Source organism: Ectobacillus ponti, assembly GCF_024294785.1.
GTDB classification, from domain to species: Bacteria; Bacillota; Bacilli; order Bacillales; family Bacillaceae_G; genus Ectobacillus; species Ectobacillus ponti.
In genome coordinates this window covers 169,138-191,406 of sequence record NZ_JANCLT010000002.1, presented here as the reverse complement: position 1 = coordinate 191,406, position 22,269 = coordinate 169,138, and the positions used below count along the sequence as shown (strand labels likewise).

General features: G+C 53.0%; 21 protein-coding genes. 16 read left to right on the top strand and 5 right to left on the bottom strand.

Annotated elements, in window-relative coordinates:
• Positions 1-387 precede the first annotated feature (387 nt).
• From NK662_RS04415 to NK662_RS04375, 9 genes are all read left to right on the top strand, one after another.
• Positions 388-732: a nuclear transport factor 2 family protein gene (locus NK662_RS04415; protein WP_254757699.1), complete on the top strand. Its 345-nt coding sequence runs from the start codon at positions 388-390 to the stop codon at positions 730-732.
• 18 nt (positions 733-750) lie between these two features.
• Positions 751-1,617: a phosphotransferase family protein gene (locus NK662_RS04410; RefSeq protein ID WP_254757698.1), complete on the top strand. Its 867-nt coding sequence runs from the start codon at positions 751-753 to the stop codon at positions 1,615-1,617.
• Positions 1,618-1,677: 60 nt separating this feature from the next.
• Complete coding sequence (locus NK662_RS04405) at positions 1,678-2,202, top strand: LiaI-LiaF-like domain-containing protein (RefSeq protein WP_254757697.1); 525 nt, start codon at positions 1,678-1,680, stop codon at positions 2,200-2,202.
• Positions 2,203-2,304: 102 nt separating this feature from the next.
• Positions 2,305-3,096: a hypothetical protein gene (locus tag NK662_RS04400; protein ID WP_254757696.1), complete on the top strand. Its 792-nt coding sequence runs from the start codon at positions 2,305-2,307 to the stop codon at positions 3,094-3,096.
• A gap of 82 nt (positions 3,097-3,178) precedes the next feature.
• The gene (locus tag NK662_RS04395) at positions 3,179-3,751 is read left to right on the top strand and encodes a CBO0543 family protein (protein ID WP_254757695.1); all 573 of its coding nucleotides are present in this window, start codon (positions 3,179-3,181) and stop codon (positions 3,749-3,751) included.
• A gap of 74 nt (positions 3,752-3,825) precedes the next feature.
• Entirely contained in the window at positions 3,826-4,881 is a 1,056-nt protein-coding gene (locus tag NK662_RS04390) for a hypothetical protein (protein ID WP_254757694.1), read from the top strand.
• 250 nt (positions 4,882-5,131) lie between these two features.
• Positions 5,132-5,614, top strand: coding sequence for a GNAT family N-acetyltransferase (locus tag NK662_RS04385; RefSeq protein WP_254757693.1), 483 nt, complete (start codon positions 5,132-5,134; stop codon positions 5,612-5,614).
• A gap of 80 nt (positions 5,615-5,694) precedes the next feature.
• Positions 5,695-6,261: a hypothetical protein gene (locus NK662_RS04380; protein WP_254757692.1), complete on the top strand. Its 567-nt coding sequence runs from the start codon at positions 5,695-5,697 to the stop codon at positions 6,259-6,261.
• Between the two features lie 11 nt (positions 6,262-6,272).
• On the top strand, positions 6,273-7,289 hold the full coding sequence (locus tag NK662_RS04375; RefSeq protein WP_254757691.1) for a S66 family peptidase: 1,017 nt from the start codon (positions 6,273-6,275) through the stop codon (positions 7,287-7,289).
• Between the two features lie 219 nt (positions 7,290-7,508).
• Here the strand turns inward: NK662_RS04375 and NK662_RS04370 are convergent, their stop codons facing one another.
• Complete coding sequence (locus NK662_RS04370) at positions 7,509-8,147, bottom strand: polysaccharide deacetylase family protein (protein ID WP_254757690.1); 639 nt, start codon at positions 8,145-8,147, stop codon at positions 7,509-7,511.
• 117 nt (positions 8,148-8,264) lie between these two features.
• On the opposite strand from NK662_RS04370, the gene NK662_RS04365 reads away from it, so the two are divergent.
• Positions 8,265-8,963 (top strand): DUF421 domain-containing protein, encoded by a 699-nt coding sequence (locus tag NK662_RS04365; protein WP_254757689.1) that lies wholly within the window; start codon positions 8,265-8,267, stop codon positions 8,961-8,963.
• 338 nt (positions 8,964-9,301) lie between these two features.
• On the opposite strand, the gene NK662_RS04360 is transcribed toward NK662_RS04365, so the two are convergent.
• Positions 9,302-10,780, bottom strand: coding sequence for an MFS transporter (locus tag NK662_RS04360; RefSeq protein WP_254757688.1), 1,479 nt, complete (start codon positions 10,778-10,780; stop codon positions 9,302-9,304).
• Between the two features lie 222 nt (positions 10,781-11,002).
• On the opposite strand from NK662_RS04360, the gene NK662_RS04355 reads away from it, so the two are divergent.
• Positions 11,003-13,069 carry a bifunctional aldolase/short-chain dehydrogenase gene (locus NK662_RS04355; protein WP_254757687.1) on the top strand — a complete coding sequence of 689 codons (2,067 nt, stop codon included), beginning with the start codon at positions 11,003-11,005 and terminating at the stop codon, positions 13,067-13,069.
• A gap of 68 nt (positions 13,070-13,137) precedes the next feature.
• On the top strand, positions 13,138-14,634 hold the full coding sequence (locus NK662_RS04350) for an L-fucose/L-arabinose isomerase family protein (RefSeq protein ID WP_254758024.1): 1,497 nt from the start codon (positions 13,138-13,140) through the stop codon (positions 14,632-14,634).
• A gap of 88 nt (positions 14,635-14,722) precedes the next feature.
• Here NK662_RS04350 and NK662_RS04345 read toward each other — a convergent pair whose 3' ends face one another.
• The 3 genes from NK662_RS04345 to NK662_RS04335 all read right to left on the bottom strand — a co-directional run bounded on the left by NK662_RS04345 (position 14,723) and on the right by NK662_RS04335 (position 17,484).
• The gene (locus NK662_RS04345; RefSeq protein WP_254757686.1) at positions 14,723-15,418 is read right to left on the bottom strand and encodes a C39 family peptidase; all 696 of its coding nucleotides are present in this window, start codon (positions 15,416-15,418) and stop codon (positions 14,723-14,725) included.
• Between the two features lie 207 nt (positions 15,419-15,625).
• Positions 15,626-16,465: a YitT family protein gene (locus NK662_RS04340; RefSeq protein WP_254757685.1), complete on the bottom strand. Its 840-nt coding sequence runs from the start codon at positions 16,463-16,465 to the stop codon at positions 15,626-15,628.
• A 20-nt stretch (positions 16,466-16,485) separates the two neighbouring features.
• Complete coding sequence (locus NK662_RS04335; protein ID WP_254757684.1) at positions 16,486-17,484, bottom strand: asparaginase; 999 nt, start codon at positions 17,482-17,484, stop codon at positions 16,486-16,488.
• 146 nt (positions 17,485-17,630) lie between these two features.
• On the opposite strand from NK662_RS04335, the gene NK662_RS04330 reads away from it, so the two are divergent.
• The 4 genes from NK662_RS04330 to NK662_RS04315 all read left to right on the top strand — a co-directional run bounded on the left by NK662_RS04330 (position 17,631) and on the right by NK662_RS04315 (position 21,995).
• Positions 17,631-17,978: a helix-turn-helix domain-containing protein gene (locus tag NK662_RS04330; protein ID WP_254757683.1), complete on the top strand. Its 348-nt coding sequence runs from the start codon at positions 17,631-17,633 to the stop codon at positions 17,976-17,978.
• 142 nt (positions 17,979-18,120) lie between these two features.
• The gene (locus tag NK662_RS04325; RefSeq protein ID WP_254757682.1) at positions 18,121-19,149 is read left to right on the top strand and encodes an autoinducer 2 ABC transporter substrate-binding protein; all 1,029 of its coding nucleotides are present in this window, start codon (positions 18,121-18,123) and stop codon (positions 19,147-19,149) included.
• Positions 19,139-20,920, top strand: a complete 1,782-nt coding sequence (locus tag NK662_RS04320; protein WP_254757681.1) for a cache domain-containing sensor histidine kinase — start codon at positions 19,139-19,141, stop codon at positions 20,918-20,920. Before NK662_RS04325 ends, NK662_RS04320 begins: the two co-directional genes overlap by 11 nt.
• On the top strand, positions 20,910-21,995 hold the full coding sequence (locus tag NK662_RS04315) for a helix-turn-helix domain-containing protein (protein ID WP_254757680.1): 1,086 nt from the start codon (positions 20,910-20,912) through the stop codon (positions 21,993-21,995). Before NK662_RS04320 ends, NK662_RS04315 begins: the two co-directional genes overlap by 11 nt.
• Positions 21,996-22,269 lie beyond the last annotated feature (274 nt).

Sequence of the window (22,269 nt, the reverse complement as noted above, 5' to 3'; positions counted from 1 at the left end):
AAGGGGTGATGCAGTGTTTCGTACGGCCTGAATTTGGGAAACAGGAGAGTGATGCGTTGGAGAATATTATTGGTAAATACATTCGGTGAAGAGGTGCTGCCCATGAGAACATGAGAGGAACAGCATGAGAATCAGGAGGGATGCGATGGGAGAAAGCTGCTATGAAGGAGAATACGGAAACATCACGTAAATCAACCTAAAGAAAAGGAGAGCTGCTGGTAAAGTAAATGGAGTCAGAAAGGAGAATGTGGGTAAACCCGTGGATTATACAGATGAGATAGGATAGGCGGCCTTATGCAGTCCAAAGACAGCATAAGGCCGCTTATTGTTTTTTTTACTTGCGGGCTGGGCGGCTGACAAAGCATACTATTGGAAGGGGGTGGAAATATGGAAAAGTTAAAGAAGCACATTCAAGAGCTGGAGCAGCAGCTGCTTGAACCGGGAGTCCGCACGGCGCCGGCTGAGCTGGACAAGCTATTGGCGGACAGCTTTTTTGAGTTCGGCAGTTCGGGGAAGGTCTGGTACAAGCAGGATATGACGGGCGGCATCAGTGTAAGAAAGATGACCATGTCGGATTTTGCACTGCATCCGCTTGCCGAAGATGTGGTCCTTGCCACTTACCGGGTGAAGGATGAAACAAGAGGGGTGCATACGCTGCGCAGTTCCATCTGGAAACGGACCGGGGAGCAGTGGCAGATGGTGTTTCATCAGGGCACTCTGACAGATTTTTAATGATAGGGGGAAGGTCTGATGGTAGATCGTATCATGCGGCAATTCGGATTGCAGGCATCAGCAATGCATGAAGTGGAAGACTCTCATAGTTCCACAGTGTATAGATGCACGTTGCCTGAAGGTGAGAATGTTTTTTTAAAGATTCCTTTTACAAAATTGAAATTTCAGCGGGAGCTGGAAGCCTATGAAATGTTAAAAGGAAGAGTCGCTGTTCCTGAAATGCTGGAGTATTGGCCGGGTGACGAGGACTGCCCGGGTGCTTTTTTGTTGTCTGAATTGAAGGGAAAACCGTTAACATCTGCGGCTGCCCCGTCAATAGCCTTCCAAGTGGGGGTTCTTCAGGCTGAAATGCACGCGATTCGTCCTCCTGCCGAGCAGGTGTTAACGGGCATAAAAAATGAATTTCCGGACTGGTCTCATTTTATTGAACAGCAATTTTACAGCTTTGCTGAGGATGTGAAGGGCATTCTGGATGAACAATTATATAAGAAGTCCATCGAAAAATTTGAAAAGATGAGACAGCAGCTTCCATCTCCAGATGGGCCAAGCTTTGTACATATGGATTTTCGCCCGGCAAATATCATTGTGGATCACGATCAGGTTACAGGAATCATAGATTTTGAAAGCGTGCGGTTTGGTTCAACAGAAGGCGATTTTACCAAGCTGTACCGTGATTTTCTAAGCTATGATGAAAGCCTGTATCATGCATATCAAGAAGGCTACAAGAGCATCCGGCCCTTAATTGACCTGGAGCGTGTGTTGCCTTTCTATCAATTTGTGGATGCCTTCAACAGTATCGGCTGGTGCAAGCGCCGGGGAATCGAAAAAAATGCTTTGTTCTTGGAAGAGAATCTATCGAGATTGAAGAACTGGTTATCATATTAATCTGTAAGTATATCCCATTTTAGAATATAATAGGAATTAGCTACTGGATGGGAGGATACGATGGACAATACAAAACGTTACTTATCTGGCTTAGTGCTGGTTGCGGTCGGGCTTCTTTTTTTTCTCAGGTCACTTGGCATCATGTTTTTTGATTTCGGCAGTGTTATGGAGTATGGCTGGCCGTTCATCCTGCTGCTGGTCTCTTTGGGTTTTCACATCGCCTTTTTTGCTTCCGGCATGAATCCCCGGCGGGCGGGCCTGCTGGTTCCGGGAGGCGTCCTGCTGGTGCTGTCCCTGCTGTTCATCTTCGAGGCTGTGACGGGCTGGCGCTTTGCCGGGCAAACTTGGCCGGTGTACATGCTGGCTCCCGCCGTCGGCTTGTTTGAACTGTATGTATTTGGCGGCCGGCAGCGGACGTTGCTTATTCCTGTTGCGGTACTCAGCATTGTCAGTCTGTCCTTTCTGGCCCAAATGGCGCTCCGCTTCACCTTCGAGTTCTGGCCGCTGCTTCTGGTTGCCGTCGGTGTTTGGATGCTGACAGGGAGAGGGAGGAAGCGGAAAGAGGACGACAAGCTTCGTCTGTAGGGAGAATCTTACATTTTCTTTGCTGAAAACCGCTTGTTGTTTTACAGGTATTTCCATTCCCTTTCCGAACTTATAGGAGTAGATGGGAAAGGGGATGGGAAAGTGAAGAAGATGGTCTATTCCGGCATGGCTCTTGTATTGTCTCTTGGTTTGGCAGGCTGCGCGAGTGCGCCGACAAAGGAAGCAAGCAAGTCGCAGAATACCACGGCGGAGGAGAAGAAGCCTATTCTGCTTGGGAAGAAGGAAGTGAAATCCATGGAGCTGCAGAGCGTGAAGCAGAAGGAAGAGGCCAAGACGGCGGATGACGCGGCGATGCGGGCATTGGCTGCCGCCATGGAGAGCGGCAAGGCAGTGAAGCTGACCCTGAATGCCCAGATCAAGAAGAATATTGCCTCCCACTTGACCGTCACCTATAAGGATGGCACATCGGATGTATATGCGGTCTGGACGGACAAGGATACCGTCACGGTAGCGAAAAGCACCGATGCCGCCAAGACTGACGGCTATCAAATCAAGAAAATGGATGCGGAGGGGGCCGTTGCCTTCCTTGCGCCTGCAGCCAGTCAGGCAGCCCGGCAGCTTACGGTAGAGGTGAACCAGCTTCGGCTGCAGGATGTGACGCATATGTACGTTTCCTCTGCGGGCAAGAAAAAGGAGCTGGCAGCCGCCCAGCGGGAGCAGGTGGTCAAGCTCTATAATGAAGCAGAGGTAGAGAAGCCATACACGGGCTCTGTGCCGAAGGGCGGCACGGCGCTGACTGTCGAGCTGAAAAATGGGCAGACGATCACGCTGTATGCCAGCCAGGACGGTTTCTTGGCCAACACAGGCCAAGTGTTTTATGCAGCCAAACAGCCGGAGTTCCGCCTCAGCGAGCTGGAAAAGCAGGCGAAGTAGTGCAGGGGCCTCCTTTGTATGATTCGTTTTTGTTATGGGAACATTACCCATCATAAGGATGAAGCAAAAGGAGGCCTTTCAGTTGAGCCGGTTCAGTATGTTTCAAGAGGTGGTCCATGCAAGAGTGGAAGCCAGCAGGTGGATCGAAGAGTATTGGGAAAAATATTCAAATATTGATACATCGGGATTTTGGATATGTGTGGTCTTATTTTTCGTTCCCTTGCTGGTGCTCTATCGTCTCCTTGACCGGAAGCGTGTATTTGAGGTTGGTTTTTACGGATTTGCCGTGCATGCCATTACCTTGTATGTGGATGCTTATGGGGTGAAGGAGGGGCTTTGGGGCTATCCGTATATGATTGCGCCCAAGGTGGTGGCCAGCCTGGTGCTGGACTCTTCTCTCATTCCGGTGGCGTTCATGCTGATTTATCAGTATACCTTCCACAAGCCGGCCCGCTTTTATATGTGGTCACTTGCGGGCACCATTGCCTTCTCTTTCCTGCTCAAGCCCATCCTCAGGCTGTCCGGCCTATTTTGGATGAGTGCGGACATGAATTACTTCAAGCTGTTTGGTTTTTACCTGCTGGACATTGCCCTTGCCATCGTCATTGTGAAAGTATTTCATCAAGCAGCCAGGCAAAAAAAGCAGCCGGATTAACCGCTGTCCGGCTGATTTTTCCCTGATTTTCCCTTATAATAGAAGTGTAAATACTACTAAAAGGGGGAATCGCTGTGACAGCCATTCCGAAACGAAAAGCTCTTCTCTTCCTGCTCCTCACTTCACTCATTTTCACATCCAACACCCTTTTGTACCGCCTGGATGCCATGCAGCCGCTGCCAAGCTCCATCGGCCTCGCTTCGCTGTTTGACTGCATCATTGTGGTGCCGTTGCTTGCCTATTTCTTCATCATCCGCAACCGCTATCCTGTGAAATATGTGGTGCTGGCCGCTTTGGCCGGATACGCAGCCGCCACTTTTATCATTCCGAAGCAGCATCTGGAAGCCTATTCCTTTGTGAGATATATTCTGTTTGCCGGAGAAGGCGCGTTTGTGCTGCTGGAGCTGTATATTCTGTATCAGCTGCTGACGAAGGTGCCGGCTTTCATCCGCCATTTCCGCCAAAGCCAAGCTGACATTCCTGCTTTTCCGTACCGCCTGGAGCAGGCGCTGGCCGCCTATTTCCCGCAGTCCCGCACGACCGCCATCTATGCCACGGAGCTTGCGATTTATTACTACAGTCTCTTTTCCTGGCGCAACAAAACACCAAGCCAGGTGCTTGCCTTCACCTATCATAAAAAAACAGGCGGCATCGCCCTGTATGTGATGCTCATTCATGCGATGCTCATTGAATCCATCGGCCTGCACGTCCTGCTGCATGGCTGGAGCCCGATTGCTTCCTATGTGGCGCTCTTCCTGAATGCCTATACCATTCTCCTGTTCTTGGCGGAAATCCAGGCCATCCGGCTTGCTCCGTTCATGGTGACGGATCGTATGCTGTACCTGCAGGCAGGTGTCATGAAGCGCCTCGCGATTCCATTTACAGCCATCAAGAGCATTCACTCTTATGAGGGGCCGGAGAAGCTGTCCCGTGAGGAAGAGAAGCATGTGTTTGACGGCGTGCTGGCTGACTTCATGAAGGAAAAGCCGCTGTTTGAGATTGAATTCCATGAGCCGCAGCGGGTGCACATGCTGTACGGGTTCAGCAAACAGGTGACGAAAGCGCATGTGCGCCCGGATGACGGGCAGGCGTTTTACGAGGCGGTGGCCAGCCGGCTTGTGCGTGAATAGTCAATGGGCGGACAGAGTGCCTTTTTGTTCTGTTCGTCGGATATTTTTTCGGATTTGATGGTTATTTTCTCAAATTTGATGGTTAATTTCACGAATTTGATGGTTATTCTTTCAGATTTGATGGATCATGCGAAAGCTAGTTCACATCTCAGGTTGATTGCCACCTTTCTCAACAGCATGAAGGGTCGATGTAACGGCCCTTTTTTTGTTTTGCATGGTACAATAAAGGAAAAATATGGAGGGTATGCTTATGAAGATACGCAGAGCTGTACCGGCAGACCTGCCGGCGCTCCAATGGCTGAGCCGCTTAAACAATGAGTTTCATGCAAAACAGGCTCCGGAGCATTTTCATAGAGTGGAGGAGGTATATGCTGATGCCCAGTGGCAGCAGCTTCTAAGCAGCAGGGAACATGCGGTGTTTGTCGGCGAAGCGGAGGGCGTTGTGCTGGGCTTTGCGCTCATGCAGCTGCGCCATGACAGCGGCAGTGTGCAGGTGAAGGCGAAGAAAATTGCCCATCTGGCCGGCATTTATGTGGACGGGCAGGCGCGCGGGCAGGGAATGGGAAAAGGCCTGCTGCAGGCTTGTGAAGCCTGGGGGATAGAGAAGGAGGCAGATGAGCTGGGGCTGATGGTGTGGTCCTTCAACCAGGCTGCCATCCGGCTGTATGAGGGGCTGGGCATTCATGAGCTCCACCGGCAGATGCGAAAGCCGCTTCGGACAGAAAAGCTGTAAAGCAGGCAGGTGTTTTCGGGCCTATCACGAACTATATGAGAACCAGACCCGCAGCAATGAGTCATAAGGAGGAGAAGAAGATGAGCAGGGCTGCCTTCACGCGCAAGAGGGTAGGATATTTGCTTTTCGTTATATCTGCAATTGGTATTTTCATAGGCTGGCTGTATTTTGACAAATATAACCTTCCGAATGAGCCGGGTGCCATTGAGACGGGCATTCAGGCACTGCTGGATGAGGGCCGGCCGGACCGGGTGCAGCCGAAGGTCATAGAAGTGCGGCAGCTGGGAAGCTCGGCTTCCTATGTTGCCCTGCTTCAGCTGCAGGACAAGCAGATCGGCTATGCGCAACTGCTGCGGGGCTGGAACGGCAGATTTCAGCTGGTGCGGGCCGGGTACGGCAGCAGTCCCGTTTCGTATGAGGAAGTGGAGACGGATGAGGGAAGGTACGGCATCATTCTTGGACGGAATGCCGGGCTGCAGCTCGACCATGTCACTGCGAAGCTGGCCGGGGATTACATCTTTACAGTTGGCGTAGCTGGCGAAGGGCTGTTTATGAAGCTGCAAAGGCTGCCGAGGCAGCTGCAGCGGACAACGCCTGTTACTCTGGAAGCCTTTGATGAGGACAACCGGGTAATAGAGCAGTTTTAGGGGGAAGACAGATGATTCGGTATCCAAGGTTGCCAGAGGCAACAACAATCGGGGTGACAGCCCCATCCTCCGGCGTGAGGCCGGAGCTTCATGATGTTTTGCGACTTGCCTGCAGGCGCATGGAGGAGCGCGGATTCAGGGTGGTGTGCGGCGAGACGGCATGGACGCAGCATAAGGCAAAGTCCGCCCCGGCCCGGCAGCGCGCTGCCGAGGTGAACGATATGCTGCAGGATAAGGAGATTTCCCTGATTATCCCGCCTTGGGGCGGGGAGCTGCTGATTGAAATGCTGGAAGGTGTGGATTTTACAAAGGTGCCGGCGAAGTGGGTGCTGGGCTACTCGGATACGAGCGCGCTCCTGCTGGCCATTACGCTCCTGACGGGCATCGCCACCGCGCATGGCACCAATCTGGCGGATGTGCGCGGAGAGGATATGGATGAAACAACCGCCATGTGGCAGACAGTATTAACCACGAAGACAGGGGAGTCTGTTACCCAGCATTCCTCAGTGAGCTATCAGCAGAAGTGGCAGCACAGCAATCCGACGCCATGTGTGTTTCATCTGACGGAGAAAACGGAGTGGAAGACCGTTTCAGGGGAAGCGGTGCGCATGGAGGGCCGGCTGCTGGGCGGCTGTGTGGATATTCTCCGCCATCTCATCGGGACGCCGTTTGGAAACGTTGGGGCCTTCCGGGAGCAGCATATTCCAAATGAGCCTGTGATTTGGTATTTGGAGAATTGTGAGCTGAACACGGCTGATTTGCGCCGGTCGCTTGTGCAGCTGCGGCTTGCCGGCTGGTTTGAGAATTGCGCCGGCATCCTGTTTGGCCGCAGTATGGCAAATCAGCCGATGGAGGGGTATACCGCAGAGGATGTGTACGCTGACATGGCGGAGGAGCTGCAGGTTCCGATTGTCTACGATATCGATTGCGGCCATATGCCGCCGCAGCTGACGTTCGTGAACGGGGCACATGCGGAGGTTGAGGTAAGCGGCGGCAAGGGAATCATAACGCAGCGGTTTCTGTCCTAGCACGGATGCCCAGATCTTATCTGCCAATTCCCGGTTTGTACGGGAATGAGAAGAATTGTACCGCGAAATGAGGTGCGGCGTATGCCTGGAGCTGCCGGGCTTTCCACAATTATCAGCATCCTGACAAACTACTCTATGTTCGTATTGGTGGGCGTGCTTTCTGTGTATGTTTGCTATTGCATTTGGAAGCAGTCTAGATAGAAATGGCGAAAACCGCAGTCACAGCTGACTGCGGTTTTTCACATAAAGAGCAATGTCCTTATAGGAAATCCCAAACTCCGCATGGTCTCCCAGTACATGGGCGACGCCAAAGCTGATGATCAGCGAGGTTTTCGTAAAATAGCTGAAGGTGCTGCAGTCCCGTGATTCCGGCACATCCGCCATCTGCAGCCGCTGCAGCAGTTCAGCATCGGGCATCTCCTGCAAAATGCCGTCCGGCCCCTTGGCTTTTTGCTTCAACAGCTTCACAAACCCTTCATCCAGCCGCACGATGTCCGGCAGCCTCAGGCGGACGCCGTTGTTCATGTCCACATTCGTTGTCAGAAGCAGGTGATTGGGATGCGCCGCGCCTTTTACATAGCCAAGGCCGGTATACACCACACTCAGGAGATGGTCCTTCCGCTTCACCTCGTAGTTTGCATCCAGTGCCAGGCTCTGGTCCACCGGCTCATAATAGCCTTCCAGCTGCAGCGCATCCTGCTGGAGGGTGCTGTTGATGTGCAACTGCTTCTGGTAGTCTTCCAGGCCGGTCACCTGCGGGTAGTGGATGGTCACGTTCAGATGCTGATAGGTGGCGGGGGAAGCTTGGTAGGCTGCGGGCGCTGCCACCAGGAGCGCGAGACAAAGGGCTTTTAGCATAACGGTTTGCTCCCTGCAAGTTTTTCTTACTATTTGTGTTTCCTGCTGCGGCTATGCATACATGAACAGCGAACGTATATCCCATACTATTCCCAAACAGTCCTCAGGAGGGTATATATGCTGTATGCAGTTTGGATGACACTATTAAAAGGAACGGGGATTTATATTCTGGCATTATTCTTGGTCAGAAGAATGGGAATGAAGCTGATTGCACAGATGAATTCATTGGACTTTGTTATGGTGGTTTCGATGGGTTCCATGATCGCATATGCCATTATTGACAAGCATCATGCGATTGCCTCAGCCACTACGGCTTTAATCTTATTTGCCTCTTTAACGATGCTCAGCGGATATATCAGCCTAAAGAGCCCGGCATTCCGGAAGCTGATTCACTCAGAGCCCATCGTCCTGATGGAAAAGGGAGAAATCGTGAAGGACAATATGAAGAAAATGCGGATGTCCCTCACTGAGCTCAAAACAAAACTGAGAGACAATGATGTGTTTCATATGGCAGATGTGGAGTTTGCCATTATGGAAACAGACGGAAATGTATCTGTACTGCTGAAGCCAGATAAAAAGCCCATCACGCCCGGAGACCTGCAGATGCAAACGGGCAGCTCAAGCATTGAGAAGGATATCATCCTCGATGGAACGGTTATGGACGAGCAGCTGACCAGTGCCGGACTCACCAGAGAGTGGCTGATGGCTGAGCTGCAAAAGCAAGGAATTGCCGACCCGGCGGAGGTTTTCTATGCCGGTGTGGATGAGAAGCAGAAGCTGTATGTATCCAAAGGGAGCGTTAGAGACCAAGCGTAATGCAGCATCAAAAAAAAGAACTGCCCAAGCTGGGCAGCCATCACAAATATAGGAACAAAGGGGGTAGTCATAGGTTTGCCAACTTTCAGAATTTTATTCAGCTTGTTGGCAGAAAGTAAAGATTTTTTCCATAATGGTGGTGCTTGGCCCGCAATCAGGCGTGTTTTTTCGCCTGTTCGGCAGGAACCCGTCAAGCTTCGGAAACAACCCGTCAAGTTTTGCAGAAAACCCGTCAAGTTTGAAAAACAACCCGACAAGTCAGCCTGAAGCAGTCCGTCCATGCTGACAGCTTCCCCGACATAGCTGTTCGGAACCAGACACCGTAGCAAAAGCCAGTATCAGCGCTGATACTGGCTTTCTTGTTTCACGGCCTGCTGCTTGTTCAGGAAAAACACAGCACCGACGCAGCTTAAGAGAATGATGCCGGTCACCAAAAACTGCATCGGCAGCGGCACAGTCAGCAGTCCCAGGCCGGAGGAGCCGGCCACGACGCCGACGGAGAAGAATGCGTAGAAGTAGCCGTATGCTTTTCCGCGTGTTTCCAGCGTGGTCGCCCCAATGAGCAGCAGGTTGATCGCCGGGAACAGAAACGCAAAGCCGACACCGTAAAAGGCGAGGCACGCATACAGCAGGCCTTCCTGCACAGCCTGCCCGATCAGGATTTGGCTGATGCCCATGCTGCCAAGGCCGATGGCGAAGCTCGCCAGCGGAGACAGACGGTCAAACAGCCTGTTGGTCGGCAGCGCAAACAGCAGCACGGCAACGAGGCCGAAGGTGCTCAGCAGGGTCCCGCTGAGGCGCGGGCTGTAGCCGAGCTCTGCCACGTGCAGGGGCAGCAAATACGCCAGGGCGCCCTGTGAGAACATAAGGAAGAACGCGCCAGCAAACGCCTGCAGCACGCCTTTGTTCAGGACGAGCCCTTGGTTGCGTGACTCCTTCACCGCGGCTGTGCGCCGCTTTTGCAGACCAAACATAGTCAACAGAAACAGAAGCAAACCAAAGCCGGCAACGGTCAGGAACACGAACGGCACAGAGGTTCTGCTTGCCATGATGCCGCTGTAGGCCGGGCCGATGATGGCGGCAATGCCGACGAAAAAGCCGGTGAGGGCATTTTGGCTGCCCTGTTGGTCATCCCTTGTCTCGTTGGCCAAGTACGTGAAGGCTGCCGGAACAATGAGTCCGCCAAAGAAGCCGTGAATGAAGCGGACGAGCATGAGCCCCGCCACATTTGTCACGAGGGCATAGGAGCTGAGCGCCAGGCTTGTTGTCAGCAGGCCGGCGGACAGAACGATGAATGCCCCGTAGCGGTCTGTCAGGATGCCGGACAATACGTTTCCGAACGTATTGGTGAGCGAGTACATGCCGACGATGAAGCCGGCAACCATGACCGTTGCACCGACCGAGGTGGCAAAGGTGCTCATCACCGGCAGCTGCGTGAATAAATCAATGAAGGTAAACAAAACGATGGCATAGATGAGCCAGCGCTGCGGAATGGGCTTAACCGTGAATGCATGCTGGTGTTTTTTTAGGATTCTGTCATATACAAAGTTTCCAAACGGAATAAAGGCAACCAGCCCCGCGAAGAAGGACCACTTGATATGCCACTGCAGCCGGGCTTGTGCATATACAATGGCCAGTGCATACAGAATGAAAATGCCGCCGTGCACGGAGCCCGCAATGGTCACCGCAAGCGGATAGCCGGCCATATATTTTAACGGCATGGCGATGCCGAGTAAGACTAATAGAGAAATGCCATCCGCAATTCCGCTCCAATGCAAGAGCCGGACGGGAGATGGCAGGAAGCGTGCTGCCTGCAAGATAGGCCCCCCCTTTTCAAACATACATACTGATATATTATAAGCGAATTGCTTGTGTGGCGAACAATTAGATTCCGGCATTTTTGTTAACTTTTGCTTCTTTCTTAGTCTTGTAGCCTAAAAAGAAACATAAAAAAATATATTTCCAACTAAAATAAAAGTGTGTATAATTAAAAACAACTAAAACAAACAAAAACAAAGGTTAATAAAGGTGGGGAATGTATGGTTAAGCATTTGTGGGAAGAAAGTAAAGCAGCTCAGGTTCTGCAAGGGGTGGCGGAGCTGGCATACCGCTCCAATCTGATTGGGGCAGACCGTTCCGTATGCAACTGGGGCGGCGGCAACACCTCCATGAAAACAGTGGAGAAGGATTTCCGCGGCCGCGATGTAGAGGTTATGTGGGTGAAAGGAAGCGGCTCTGACCTCGGCACGATGAAGGTAAGTCATTTCACCGGTCTGCGACTGGAGGATATCCGTCCGCTGATCGAGCGCGATGAAATGACAGATGAGGACATGGTGGCGTACCTGGCGCACTGCATGATCGACAGCAAGCATCCGCGTGCTTCCATTGAAACACTGCTGCATGCCTTCCTGCCATTCCCACATGTGGACCATACCCATCCGGATGCCATCATCAGCCTGTGCTGCGCCGACAACGGCCGTCAGCTGGCAGAAGAAATTTATGGAGACCGTTTTGTGTGGGTGCCATATGTACGTCCGGGCTTCACGCTGTCCAAGATGATCGCAGAGGGCGTGAGAAACAACCCGAGCGCGGAGCTTGTGCTGATGGAGAAACACGGCTTGGTGACATGGGGCGAGACATCTGAAGCCTGCTATCAGAAGACGATTGATATTATCAATGAAGCAGAAGCATATATTACGGCACGCATTGATGAGGAGAAGACATTCGGCGGCGCAAAATATGAATCTCTTGCGAAGGAAGAGCGTGAAGCGGTTCTGGCGCGTGTCATGCCGGTGATTCGCGGCGCGGTAAGCGATGGGAAGAACATGCTTCTTTCCTTTGATGACGGCGATGATGTGCTGCAGTTTGTGAACAGCTACAATGCACCGGAATTGTCACAGGTTGGCGCAGCGTGCCCGGATCACCTCGTGCACACAAAGCGGACGCCGTTGTATATCGATTGGAACCCGCAAGAGGGTGCAGACGTGCTGGCTGAGAAGGTAAAAGCGGGCGTGGCGGCATTCAAGGAGGAGTATGCAGCATACTTCGAGCGCAATAAGCAGGAAGGGGACGTCATGTTTGAAGCGGCGCCCCGTGTCATCCTGATTCCGGGTGTAGGCATGGTAAATACAGGAAATAACCTGGCAATGTCGCAGGTAAGCGGCGCCTTGTACCATCGCGCGATCGCGGTGATGAAGGGGGCAACTGCGCTGGGCAGCTTCGTGTCGCTGAACGAGAACGAATCTTATAATATCGAGTACTGGCCGTTGGAGCTGTATAAGCTGACATTGGCGCCGGCAGAAGCGGAGTTCTCCCGCAAGGTTGCGCTGATTACCGGCGGTGCAGGCGGCATCGGCAGTGCAACCGGCCGCCGTTTGGTGGCAGAAGGCGCACACGTTGTGCTGGCTGACTTGAACCTCGAAGGCGCGCAGAGGGTTGCGGCTGACATCAATGAAAAGTACGGCGAAGGCCGTGCGCTGGCGGTAAAAATGGATGTGACGAGCGAAGAGCAGGTGGCGGCGGCATTTGCCCAAGCAGCTTTGGCGTACGGCGGCGTGGACATTATCGTCAACAATGCCGGTCTGGCAACCTCCAGCCCGTTCGATGAAACAAGCCTGAAGGAATGGAACCTCAACATGAATGTGCTTGGCACGGGCTACTTCCTGGTGGCGCGCGAGGCATTCAAGCAGATGAAGCAGCAGGGAAAAGGCGGCAATATGATATTTGTCGGCTCCAAGAACTCGATATATGCAGGCAAAAACGCGGCAGCCTACAGCTCCGTGAAGGCACTGGAAACACACCTGGCGCGCTGCATTGCGGCAGAGGGCGGCGAGTACGGCATCCGCGTCAACTCCGTGCTGCCGGATGCGGTCCTGCAGGGCTCCGCCATTTGGGGCTCCAACTGGCGCAACGAGCGGGCGGCAGCCTATGGCATCGAGCCGGACCAGCTGGAGGAGCACTACCGCAAGCGCACCACACTGCTCGTGAACATCTATCCGAGCGATATTGCGGAAGCCATCGCATTCTTCGCGTCCTCCAAGGCGGATAAAACAACAGGCTGCATGCTTACAGTGGACGGCGGCGTGCCGGCGGCATTTACGCGATAAGAGCTTCATAGAAGGCGGCAGGAAAGCACTGTCCGCCTTTTCTACTATGCTGAGGAGGGATTGTATTGATGCAGCCTTTGAAACAAAGCAAGCGTCCGCGGATTGGCTTGTATTCCATTGGATTGAAAGCCTATTGGGACCAGTTTCCGGGATTGCGGGAGCGGCTTACGGAGTACAGCCGCTTCATCGCAAAGAAGATGGAGGCCTGGGGGGAAGTGTTTCACTATGGCTTGGTGGACACCGAGCAGGAGGGCCGCAAAGCCGGGGAATGGATGAATGAGAGAAATGTGGATCTCATATTCTGCCATGCCGCTACATACTCCACCAGCTCAACGGTGCTGCCGGTCCATCAAATCTGTAAGGCGCCTGCGGTCTTTTTAAATCTGCAGCCGACAGAGCGGATCAATTACGAGGATACGACAACGGGAGAATGGCTGGCGCATTGCACAGCCTGCTCCGTTCCTGAGTTTGCCAATGCCCTGAACCGGGCCGGTATTCCATTCCGGGTCATAAACGGCCTTCTTGGCTTGGACTATACGCCGGATATTTCGCTTGCCAATGAGGTGACACATAAAAGGAAGGAAGCCATCCGCGCCTGGAAGGAAATTGAGGAATGGATCCGGGCGGCAGGGGTGCCGCGCACCCTGCGGCACAGCCGCTTCGGCTTCCTTGGCAACACCTACAGCGGCATGCTGGATATGTACAGTGACTTTACGATGCTGCAGGCACAGACCGGCTTGCATGTGGAAGTCCTGGAAATGTGCGATTTGGACCGGATGCTGCGGGCGGTGACAGAGGAGGAAGTGGAGCAGAAGCTTGCCGAGGTGCGGGAGATGTTCCGCATCAGCGATGACCTGCCGTCCGATCCGATTGCCCGAAAACCAACACCGGAGCAGCTGCAGTGGTCCTGTCGTGTGGCGGCGGCACAGGAGCGGCTTGTGCGTGAGTATGATTTGGACGCGCTTGCGTATTACTATCACGGGGCACCCGGCGGCGAGTACGAAAAGCTGCAGAGCGGCTTCATTGTCGGCCATTCCCTGCTGACGGCGCGCGGCATCCCATGTGCCGGCGAGGGCGATTTGAAGACGGCGCTGGCAATGAAAATATGTGACATCCTCGGCACCGGCGGCAGCTTTTCCGAAATTGTCGTGGTCGATTATACAGACGAAACCATCCTGCTCGGCCATGACGGCCCGTTCCATATCGCCATTTCCGACGGCAAGCCGATTCTGCGGGGCATGGGACTGTATCACGGCAAGCAGGGCAGCGGGGTTTCGGTGGAGGCAAAGGTGAAAGCCGGGCCGCTTACGACACTGAACGTGACGCAAACCGGCGATGGTAAGCTGAAGCTGATTGTCAGCGAGGGGCGGGCGACAGAGGGGCCGATTATGCGGATCGGCAACACCCAGACACCGGTGAAATTCCGCAAGCATCCGGATGAGTATATGACCCAATGGTTTGCCGAGGCGCCGACGCATCATTGCGCCATGTCAGTCGGGCACAACGCCTCCCTGTTCCGAAAAGTTGGGGAGCTCCTGGGCATTCGCACCGCCACTTTAAGCTGAAGCCAAAAACATCTCTCCGGCAGATGGGCCGGAGAGATGTTTGTATGGGGATGTTGTTCCCCTGTCAGCAAGCTGATATGTATAAGGGTTACCGATTATAGGAAATAGCTTGGCTTCCCATCTGCTCCCAGCCCCGTCTGAAGCTTGCGATCGGAGCCCGGCGGTTTTTGGTGCCGGACAGCGGATCGTTGAAATAGATGTAGCTGCTGTCATATCCGGTTACCAGCACACTATGCTCCTTCATGGTGATGGAGATATCACCTGCAGGCGTTCTCCAGGTTTGCCAATATACAGAAGGAACCTTATCAAACAGGACGTTGTTCACAACCCAGACAGGCTTGCCTGCATTCAGATATTCATAGATTTTCGTAAAGCTGCTTCCTGAAAAATCTACTACCTTACCAGGCAAATACCGTTTCATCAGCTCAGCAATCGGACCATGATACACACCGTACCCGGGCTTGCTGAAGGTATACATATTTCCTACAAACCCTGTATTGGGATTCCCGAAGTACTTTCTCCCATTTTGCACAGAATAAGGAGTCAAATCCTTTTTCACCTGTGCTGCCAAGGTCATTTTGTTGGCCGAAATGCCTCTATACTGCAGCAGCATGGCCAAGGCAGTCACTTCACAGCCTCTGGGAAGCTCCGGAAGCTGCCGAATCAAAGGTGCATTCAATATGACCTGCTTTGCCGCGGGCTTTACCGCTTGTCCGGCTGCGTAAGCACTCCCTGCCGGATACAGCAATAGGCTGATCATGGAAGCTATAAGCGCTTTTTTCATCTGTTCTCCTCCTTGAAATGATCTCTTGTGCCGTATCTAGTAAGTTATTATAACTATAATGCTTAATGTTCAGATGTAACAATAATAAAAATTATACATGTTTAGTCCTCTATGCAAAAGCCTTCTCCCATAAAGTTAGAACAATTGACAATTTTACGGCCCGGACAAGAAAACCTCTCCGGCGGATATCCGGAGAGGTTGTTAGGGTCAATTAAAGCCGTTTCCCATTACTTCGTTTGTGTTATGGACGGTGATAAAAGCATTGTGGTCCACCTGATGGATGTATGTTTTCAGCTGCAGCAGCTCCTGCCGTTCGAGCACAATGGTCAGCACGTCCTTCTTCTCGTTCGTGTAGGCGCCCTTCGCCTCGTGGATGGTGGCGCTCCGCTTCAGCTGCGTAACGATAAAATCCCGGATGGGCTCACAGTGGCTGCTGATGACAACCACCTGCTTTGTCATCGTGAACTGCTGCACGAAATAATCGATGACAAGTCCCCGAAGCATGACGCCAAACAGGGAGTACAGCCCGCTCTCCACGCCAAGTGTCAGCATGGAGAGAATCACGATGATGAAGTCAGACATGAACATCGCTTTGCCGATATCAATGGCAAAGTATTTATTTAAAATCATCGCAATCAAGTCCATGCCGCCGGTGGAGGCGTTTTGCTGCAGAATGAGCGCGAGACCCATCCCGGAGATGATCAGCCCGACGATGAGCTGAATGAGCTTGTCATGGCTCAACGGGCCGGCCAGCGGATACAGCTTGCCGAGCAGCCAGACCATGCCGGACAGGGCAAAGCTGGCATAGATCGTCTTCAGTCCGAATTGCGGTCCCAGAATCCAAAAGCCGATGAGAAATAAAACAATGTTCAACAGCAGCATCCACAGCCCGATGGAGAGAGTGGGGGCGAGATGGCTCAGCACAATCGTAAGGCCGCTGAGCCCGCCTGCCGCAAAATGGTTGGGCGCCAGGAACACATGGATGTTGATGGCCATGAGAATCACGCCCAGGTTTAAGGATAGAAATTTCACTAGCTTGTCCAACAAGTATTGCGCCTTCTTTCTGTTTACTTTTCCCAGTCCACCGACCGGTCGCCGGCAATGGTGCGTTCCATAATCTCCTTCACCTGCTGGGGGTTGCTTTCGTTGCCGAGCGCCCACATCAGCTTGGCAATCAGAGCTTCTGTGTTCATATCCCCGGACAGGATCACGTTATACTGGGCCACCTTCATGCCGACCTCGTACAAGTACAAATCCTCGCCTTCCTCCAGGCACTGCGTGGAAATGAGGACAGCAACGCCCGCCTCGGTCAGCTCCTTCACCTTCTCGAGCAGGCTTCTCTCTTCAAACGGCAGTCCGCCGTTGCCGAAGCTCTCAATCACAACACCTTTATAGTTGTGCTTCAGATAATCAAAAATCTCGGGCTTTGTGCCGGGGAACAGCTTCAGCAGGAATACATCCGGACAAAGGCTTGTATTCACTGTGAATGGCCCTTCCGCAGCAGCAGGCTTCCCATAATACTGCACATCCTCCTGGGTGATATAAGCAACATAAGGATGGTTAATGCTTTCGAAGGCATCATAGCTTTTTGTTCTCATTTTCACCGCCCGTGTGCCCAGGATGACGCGGCCGTCAAATACTACAAACACGCCGCCGATGTCCTCGCAGGCAAACCGGACCGCATCGGCCACATTCTTCTTGGCATCCGTTCTTTTAAAGCTGATCGGCACCTGGGAGCCCGTGATGACGACCGGCTTCCCGAGTCCCTGCAGCATGTAGGAAAGCGCCGCCGATGTGTACGCCATGGTATCGGTACCGTGCGTAATGATGAATCCATCGTAATCCCCATAATGCTGTGCGATGCAGTCCGCCATCTGCTGCCAATGCTCCGGCTGCATATTCGTGCTGTCCCGGTTCATCAGAACGTGGCATGTCACTTCCACATCCCAATCTCCATGTTGAAAATGCTTCATGAGCTCCTCGGCAGTCAGGCCGGGAACGAGTCCTTCTTGTCCTTCTACAGAAACAATGGTGCCGCCTGTTGCAATCAGCAATATCTTCTTCATGATAGTCTCCCTCTCTATTTGTACGCTCTATGCAAACATCTGACTGTATTATAAGATTAATGGTGATAGAAAATCAATAAAAAGTACGCGTATTGCGAACGAAAATAGATTTTGCTATAATCGAGAAAAAAGAGAGAGGTGCTAGTGTGCTGCAACGATTGGCAGAATTGAGAAAAGAGAGAAAGTGGTCCATGCAGGAGGCGGCGGACCGCCTTGGCATTGCCAAAAGCACATATGCAGGCTACGAGTCCGGCTACCGGGAGCCGTCGCTGCAATCTCTGGTGCAGCTTGCCAAGCTGTTTGACACGACAATTGACGAGTTGATGGGCGGCCGTAAGCCGAAGATTGAGCTGGCTGAACTGCTGCAGGGCGGGGAAGAGGTGCTGCTGCTGCAGGGTGAGCCGCTGTCCCATGAGGAATTGCATGATTTTATTTCTTTTACGCTGATGAAAAGGGAAGTAAGAGAACGTCTCAATGAGAAGAAGATGGTGTAACGGCGGAGGCAGTCATAACCAGTCTGCCTTTTTCCCCTTTCATGAATGTCCATGGACAGAGTATAATAGTATGGAAGAATATAAGGATACATCGTGTCAGCCCCGTTGGATGCATGGCCAATATGGACAGGGAGGGGACAGTATGAGGATGAAGGCAGCTTGGGTGGTACTGCTGCTTCTTTTTGTAAGCGGTTGCGGAAAACAGGGATATGAGGTGATTTACCAAAAGGAAAATACAGCTCCAGAGGGGACGAAGCAGAAGCAGGAAAGGCCTTATACTATCGTTTTAGTTCCGAAAATTATGAATATTCCTTATTTCAATGCGGTGCAGGAGGGTGCGGCAGAGGCGGGGGAAGCCCTCGGCGTCAATGTCAGGTATGAGGGGCCGGTTGCAGCGGAGGCTTCACAGCAGACCAAAATCATTGAGAAGCTTATTGCGGAGAAGGTGGATGTGATTGCCGTGTCGGCCAATGATCCGGAGGGGCTGCTGCCGGTTCTGGAAAAAGCGAGGGAGCAGCATATCCATGTCATCACCTGGGATGCGGATACAAGACAAGAGGGACGGGAGTTCTTTGTCAACATGGTGGACCCGGAGGCGCTCGGCCGCCATTTGATGGACACGCTTGCCTGGAACACCAATGAGGAAGGCGAGTTTGCCATTATTACCGGATCGAAAACAGCCGCGAACCTGAATGAGTGGCTGAAGTGGATACAGGCGCAGCAGCGGGACAACTATCCGAAGATGAAGCTGGTGCAAATTGCGGAATCGGACGATGACCCGCAGAAGGCATATGCGGCTGCGAAGGAAATCCTGCAGCAGCACCCGCGGCTGAAGGGCATTATCGGCAACTCCTCCGTCGGGCCGCCCGCTGCGGCAAAGGCCGTCAAGGACCTGAAGCTGGACGGGAAGGTGGCCGTGGTCGGGCTGTCCTCGCCGAACCCGATGAATGAATACTTAAAGGACGGCTCCGCCCAAATGACCACGCTTTGGAGCCCGAAAAAGCTTGGCTATTTAACGGTTGTCCTGGCCCATGACCTGCTGCAGGGCAAGCTGCCGGCTGACCGGGAGGATGTGGCGGGCGTCGGGAAAATCAGGGTGAAGGGAGACGTTGTGATTATGGGAGAACCCATTGATTTTACGAAGGAAAATGTGGACCAATATGATTTCTAGGTGGCAGCAGTTTTTCAATCTCAAGCTTCGCTCCAAGCTCATCATCTCCTACATCATCCTGACCGTCATTCCCGTTTCCGTCATCGGCTACATTGCCTACAAGCAGTATGTCCGCTCCATCGAACAGCAGGTCGGTGAGTATATCCCGCTTTTGCTGGAGCAGGCCAGCGAGGATATCGAAAATGAAATGAACAGCCTCAAGAAGATGCCGGATCTTCTGTATAACTCCAATCAGGTTATTGAGGTGCTGCGCAAGGATGCCCACCAAAACAAATCCAGCCTGCTGAAGGACCAGTTCACCGTCAACAGCTATCTGGCCAGAACCTTCATCAACGGCGGAAACCCGGACATTCTGGGCGCCTTCATCGTGTCGAAGAACCGCCTGTTTTCCAGCACCAAAATTCCGTACGAGCAGTTTGATTTCAGCAATCCGTCCTTGCCGTACGGGCAGGATCTGAATTTAAAGGGGAAAACGGCCATTCTGCTGCCAAGCGATGTGTCGCTTGTGTTTGAGAATCATCCGAACTACGTGCTGCTTATGAAGCAGCTGATGGATGTGGAGAACCGCACGGTGCTGGGCACCATTTTTATCGCAGTGGATACAGACTTTATCAAACACGCAGTAGAGAATCTGGAGCAGAAAAACAAGTCGGATATGTGGCTGATGACGGCGGACGGGCACATTCTCTATGATACAAACCCGAAGCTGGTCGGCTCTGTGGATGCTGCGGCCGCCAAGTATCCCAGAATCAATGGGAGCTTCCGGTCTCCGGCTGAGGATAAGCTGATCAGCACCCATACGCTTGCGGGTCTGTCCTGGACCCTGGTCCACAGCGTCAAGGTGGAGCATTTGACGGAAAATACGAATCAGCTGCGCAATGTGCTCGTCATTCTGTTTCTTCTGTTCGTGTGCATCAGCACACTGCTTTGTGTCATCATGGCCTGGAACGTTTCGGATCCCTTGTCCCGCTTGACCAGGCTGATGAAGCGGGTGGAGAAGGGAGAGTTTGATGTGGATTTCTCTGTTGCTTCAAAGGACGAGATTGGTATTTTGGCGCACGGATTCAACTCCATGATCGCAAGGATTAAACAGCTGATCCAGGAAAACTACCAAATTGCCCTGCAGCAAAAGGAGGCGCAGCTGTACGCTCTGCAATCACAAATCAATCCGCACTTCATCTATAACACGCTGGAAACCATTAGTATGGCGGTGGAAACGGGGCAGGACCGTGTGGTGGTCAAAATGGTCACGCTGCTCGGGCGGATGCTCCGCTATTCCATCGGCAACAAATCCTCCTTTGTTCCCATCGCACAGGAGCTGAAGCATACGCAGGACTACTTGACCATCCAGAAAATCCGCTTTGAAGACCGGCTTTCGTTTCAGGTGGCGGCGGAGCTGGATGTCACGAAATACATAGTGCCGAAGTTCATCCTGCAGCCCGTCGTGGAGAATTCCGTGAAGTACGGCCTGGAGCAGGAGGAGGACGTGCACATTGAAATCCGGGTGTACGAGGAGGACGGCGGCATTGTGTTTCACATCCAGGATAACGGCCCCGGCATGGAGGAGGCTGTGCTGCAGCGGCTGCAGGAGGAGCTGGAGCGGGAGCAGCAGGTGAAGCGGGACGGCAGCTTCGGGCTGATGAACGTCCACACAAGAGTCCGGATGACCTTCGGCGCCCCGTACGGCATGCGTGTCACCAGCGGCGGGCAGGGCACGACAGTCCTCATTACAGTTCCGGCACAAAGGGAGGAGGAGCAGTATGCATCATGATGCAATTCGGGTTGCCATTGCCGATGATGAAAGCATGATCCGCAACGGCATTCAGCGGCTCGTGTCCTTGCACGGGGACGGCTGGGACATTGTCGGCAGCTTTAAAAACGGGAAGGAGCTGCTGGAGAGCGGCCTGCAGTTCGACCTGCTGATTACAGATGTGAAAATGCCGCTGATGGACGGGCTGACGCTCATCCGGGAGCTGCGGCGGCAGATGGCGTTTGAGGCCATCGTCATCAGCGGCTTCGACGATTTTCCCTATTTGCAGACGGCCATCCGCGAGGGAGCGGCGGACTATATCCTAAAGCCGATTGATCGTGAGGAGTTCTTCGGCTGCCTGTCCAAGGTGCAGGCGAAGATCAGGGGGGCAAAGAAGCAAGGCTTTGTGATGTGGACGCCAAGCCTTGAGGAGCAGCAGCGCATCCATGCCCGCGGCAATCAGACTGTGCGTGCGGAGGACCTGATGGGGCAGCTACTGCCCGCAGTGGAGCAGGTGGACCGGCAGGCGGCGGAGCGGCTGCTGCAGCGCTTTTTCCAGCAGCTGAATCAAGCTTCTCTGCAAGAAATTGAGAAGTGCATCCAGTCCCTGTATGTGCAGACCGTCTCGCTGCTTGTCAAGGACGGATCCCTGCAGGAGGTGGATGTATCGTGGGATGGCAGCCGCTTGTCCACGCTCGCGCAGGTGCAGGAGTATGCCCGCGTGTGGCTGGGGCACATCATGAACCTGCTGGAGAACCGCTACCGCCAGCGCAAGGCTGACCCGATTGCCCTGGCCAAGCAGTGGATTGCACAGCATTTGCACGAGAGCATCACCATTGAGCGGATTGCCAAAGAGGTATACATGAATACAACCTACCTCTCCGAGCAATTCAAGAGCCAAACAGGAGAAACCGTGCTGGATTACGTCACGCGCCTGCGGCTGCAGAAGGCGAAGGAGCTCCTGCTGCGGTCGGATTTGAAGGTGTACGAAATCTCCCAGCAGGTCGGCTATGCGGATACCAAATACTTCAGCAAGCTCTTCAAAAAGCACTTTGGCGAGCTGCCTTCGCAGTTTAAGGAGAAGCTGCAGCAGTGAGGTGCGGTGAATTGTAGGAAGAGGCGCTTGATTTGCAGGAAAGGTCAGCTGAATTGTAGGAAAGCAGCTGCGACTGTCGGGAAACGAGCTGAATTGTAGAAAGAGGCGCTTGATTTGTAGGAAAAGTCAGCTGAATTGTGGGAAAGTCCGTTTGAATTGCAGGAAAGCGAACGCGACTGTCGGGAAACGAACGGATGAAATATAGAAAGCTTCCGAAGAATGCCCCACCCCAACCGAAGGCTCTCTCCTTTTAGGAGAGGGCCTTTTCTCATAG

Excerpts from the sequence above, each read along its gene's own strand:
- NK662_RS04415 (WP_254757699.1), top strand. The coding sequence starts at position 388 with ATGGAAAAGTTAAAGAAGCACATTCAAGAGCTGGAGCAGCAGCTGCTT.
- NK662_RS04410 (WP_254757698.1), top strand. The coding sequence starts at position 751 with ATGGTAGATCGTATCATGCGGCAATTCGGATTGCAGGCATCAGCAATG.
- NK662_RS04405 (WP_254757697.1), top strand. The coding sequence starts at position 1,678 with ATGGACAATACAAAACGTTACTTATCTGGCTTAGTGCTGGTTGCGGTC.
- NK662_RS04385 (WP_254757693.1), top strand. The coding sequence starts at position 5,132 with ATGAAGATACGCAGAGCTGTACCGGCAGACCTGCCGGCGCTCCAATGG.
- NK662_RS04380 (WP_254757692.1), top strand. The coding sequence starts at position 5,695 with ATGAGCAGGGCTGCCTTCACGCGCAAGAGGGTAGGATATTTGCTTTTC.
- NK662_RS04375 (WP_254757691.1), top strand. The coding sequence starts at position 6,273 with ATGATTCGGTATCCAAGGTTGCCAGAGGCAACAACAATCGGGGTGACA.
- NK662_RS04370 (WP_254757690.1), bottom strand. The coding sequence starts at position 8,147 with ATGCTAAAAGCCCTTTGTCTCGCGCTCCTGGTGGCAGCGCCCGCAGCC.
- NK662_RS04365 (WP_254757689.1), top strand. The coding sequence starts at position 8,265 with ATGCTGTATGCAGTTTGGATGACACTATTAAAAGGAACGGGGATTTAT.
- NK662_RS04355 (WP_254757687.1), top strand. The coding sequence starts at position 11,003 with ATGGTTAAGCATTTGTGGGAAGAAAGTAAAGCAGCTCAGGTTCTGCAA.
- NK662_RS04350 (WP_254758024.1), top strand. The coding sequence starts at position 13,138 with ATGCAGCCTTTGAAACAAAGCAAGCGTCCGCGGATTGGCTTGTATTCC.
- NK662_RS04345 (WP_254757686.1), bottom strand. The coding sequence starts at position 15,418 with ATGAAAAAAGCGCTTATAGCTTCCATGATCAGCCTATTGCTGTATCCG.
- NK662_RS04335 (WP_254757684.1), bottom strand. The coding sequence starts at position 17,484 with ATGAAGAAGATATTGCTGATTGCAACAGGCGGCACCATTGTTTCTGTA.
- NK662_RS04325 (WP_254757682.1), top strand. The coding sequence starts at position 18,121 with ATGAGGATGAAGGCAGCTTGGGTGGTACTGCTGCTTCTTTTTGTAAGC.
- NK662_RS04320 (WP_254757681.1), top strand. The coding sequence starts at position 19,139 with ATGATTTCTAGGTGGCAGCAGTTTTTCAATCTCAAGCTTCGCTCCAAG.
- NK662_RS04315 (WP_254757680.1), top strand. The coding sequence starts at position 20,910 with ATGCATCATGATGCAATTCGGGTTGCCATTGCCGATGATGAAAGCATG.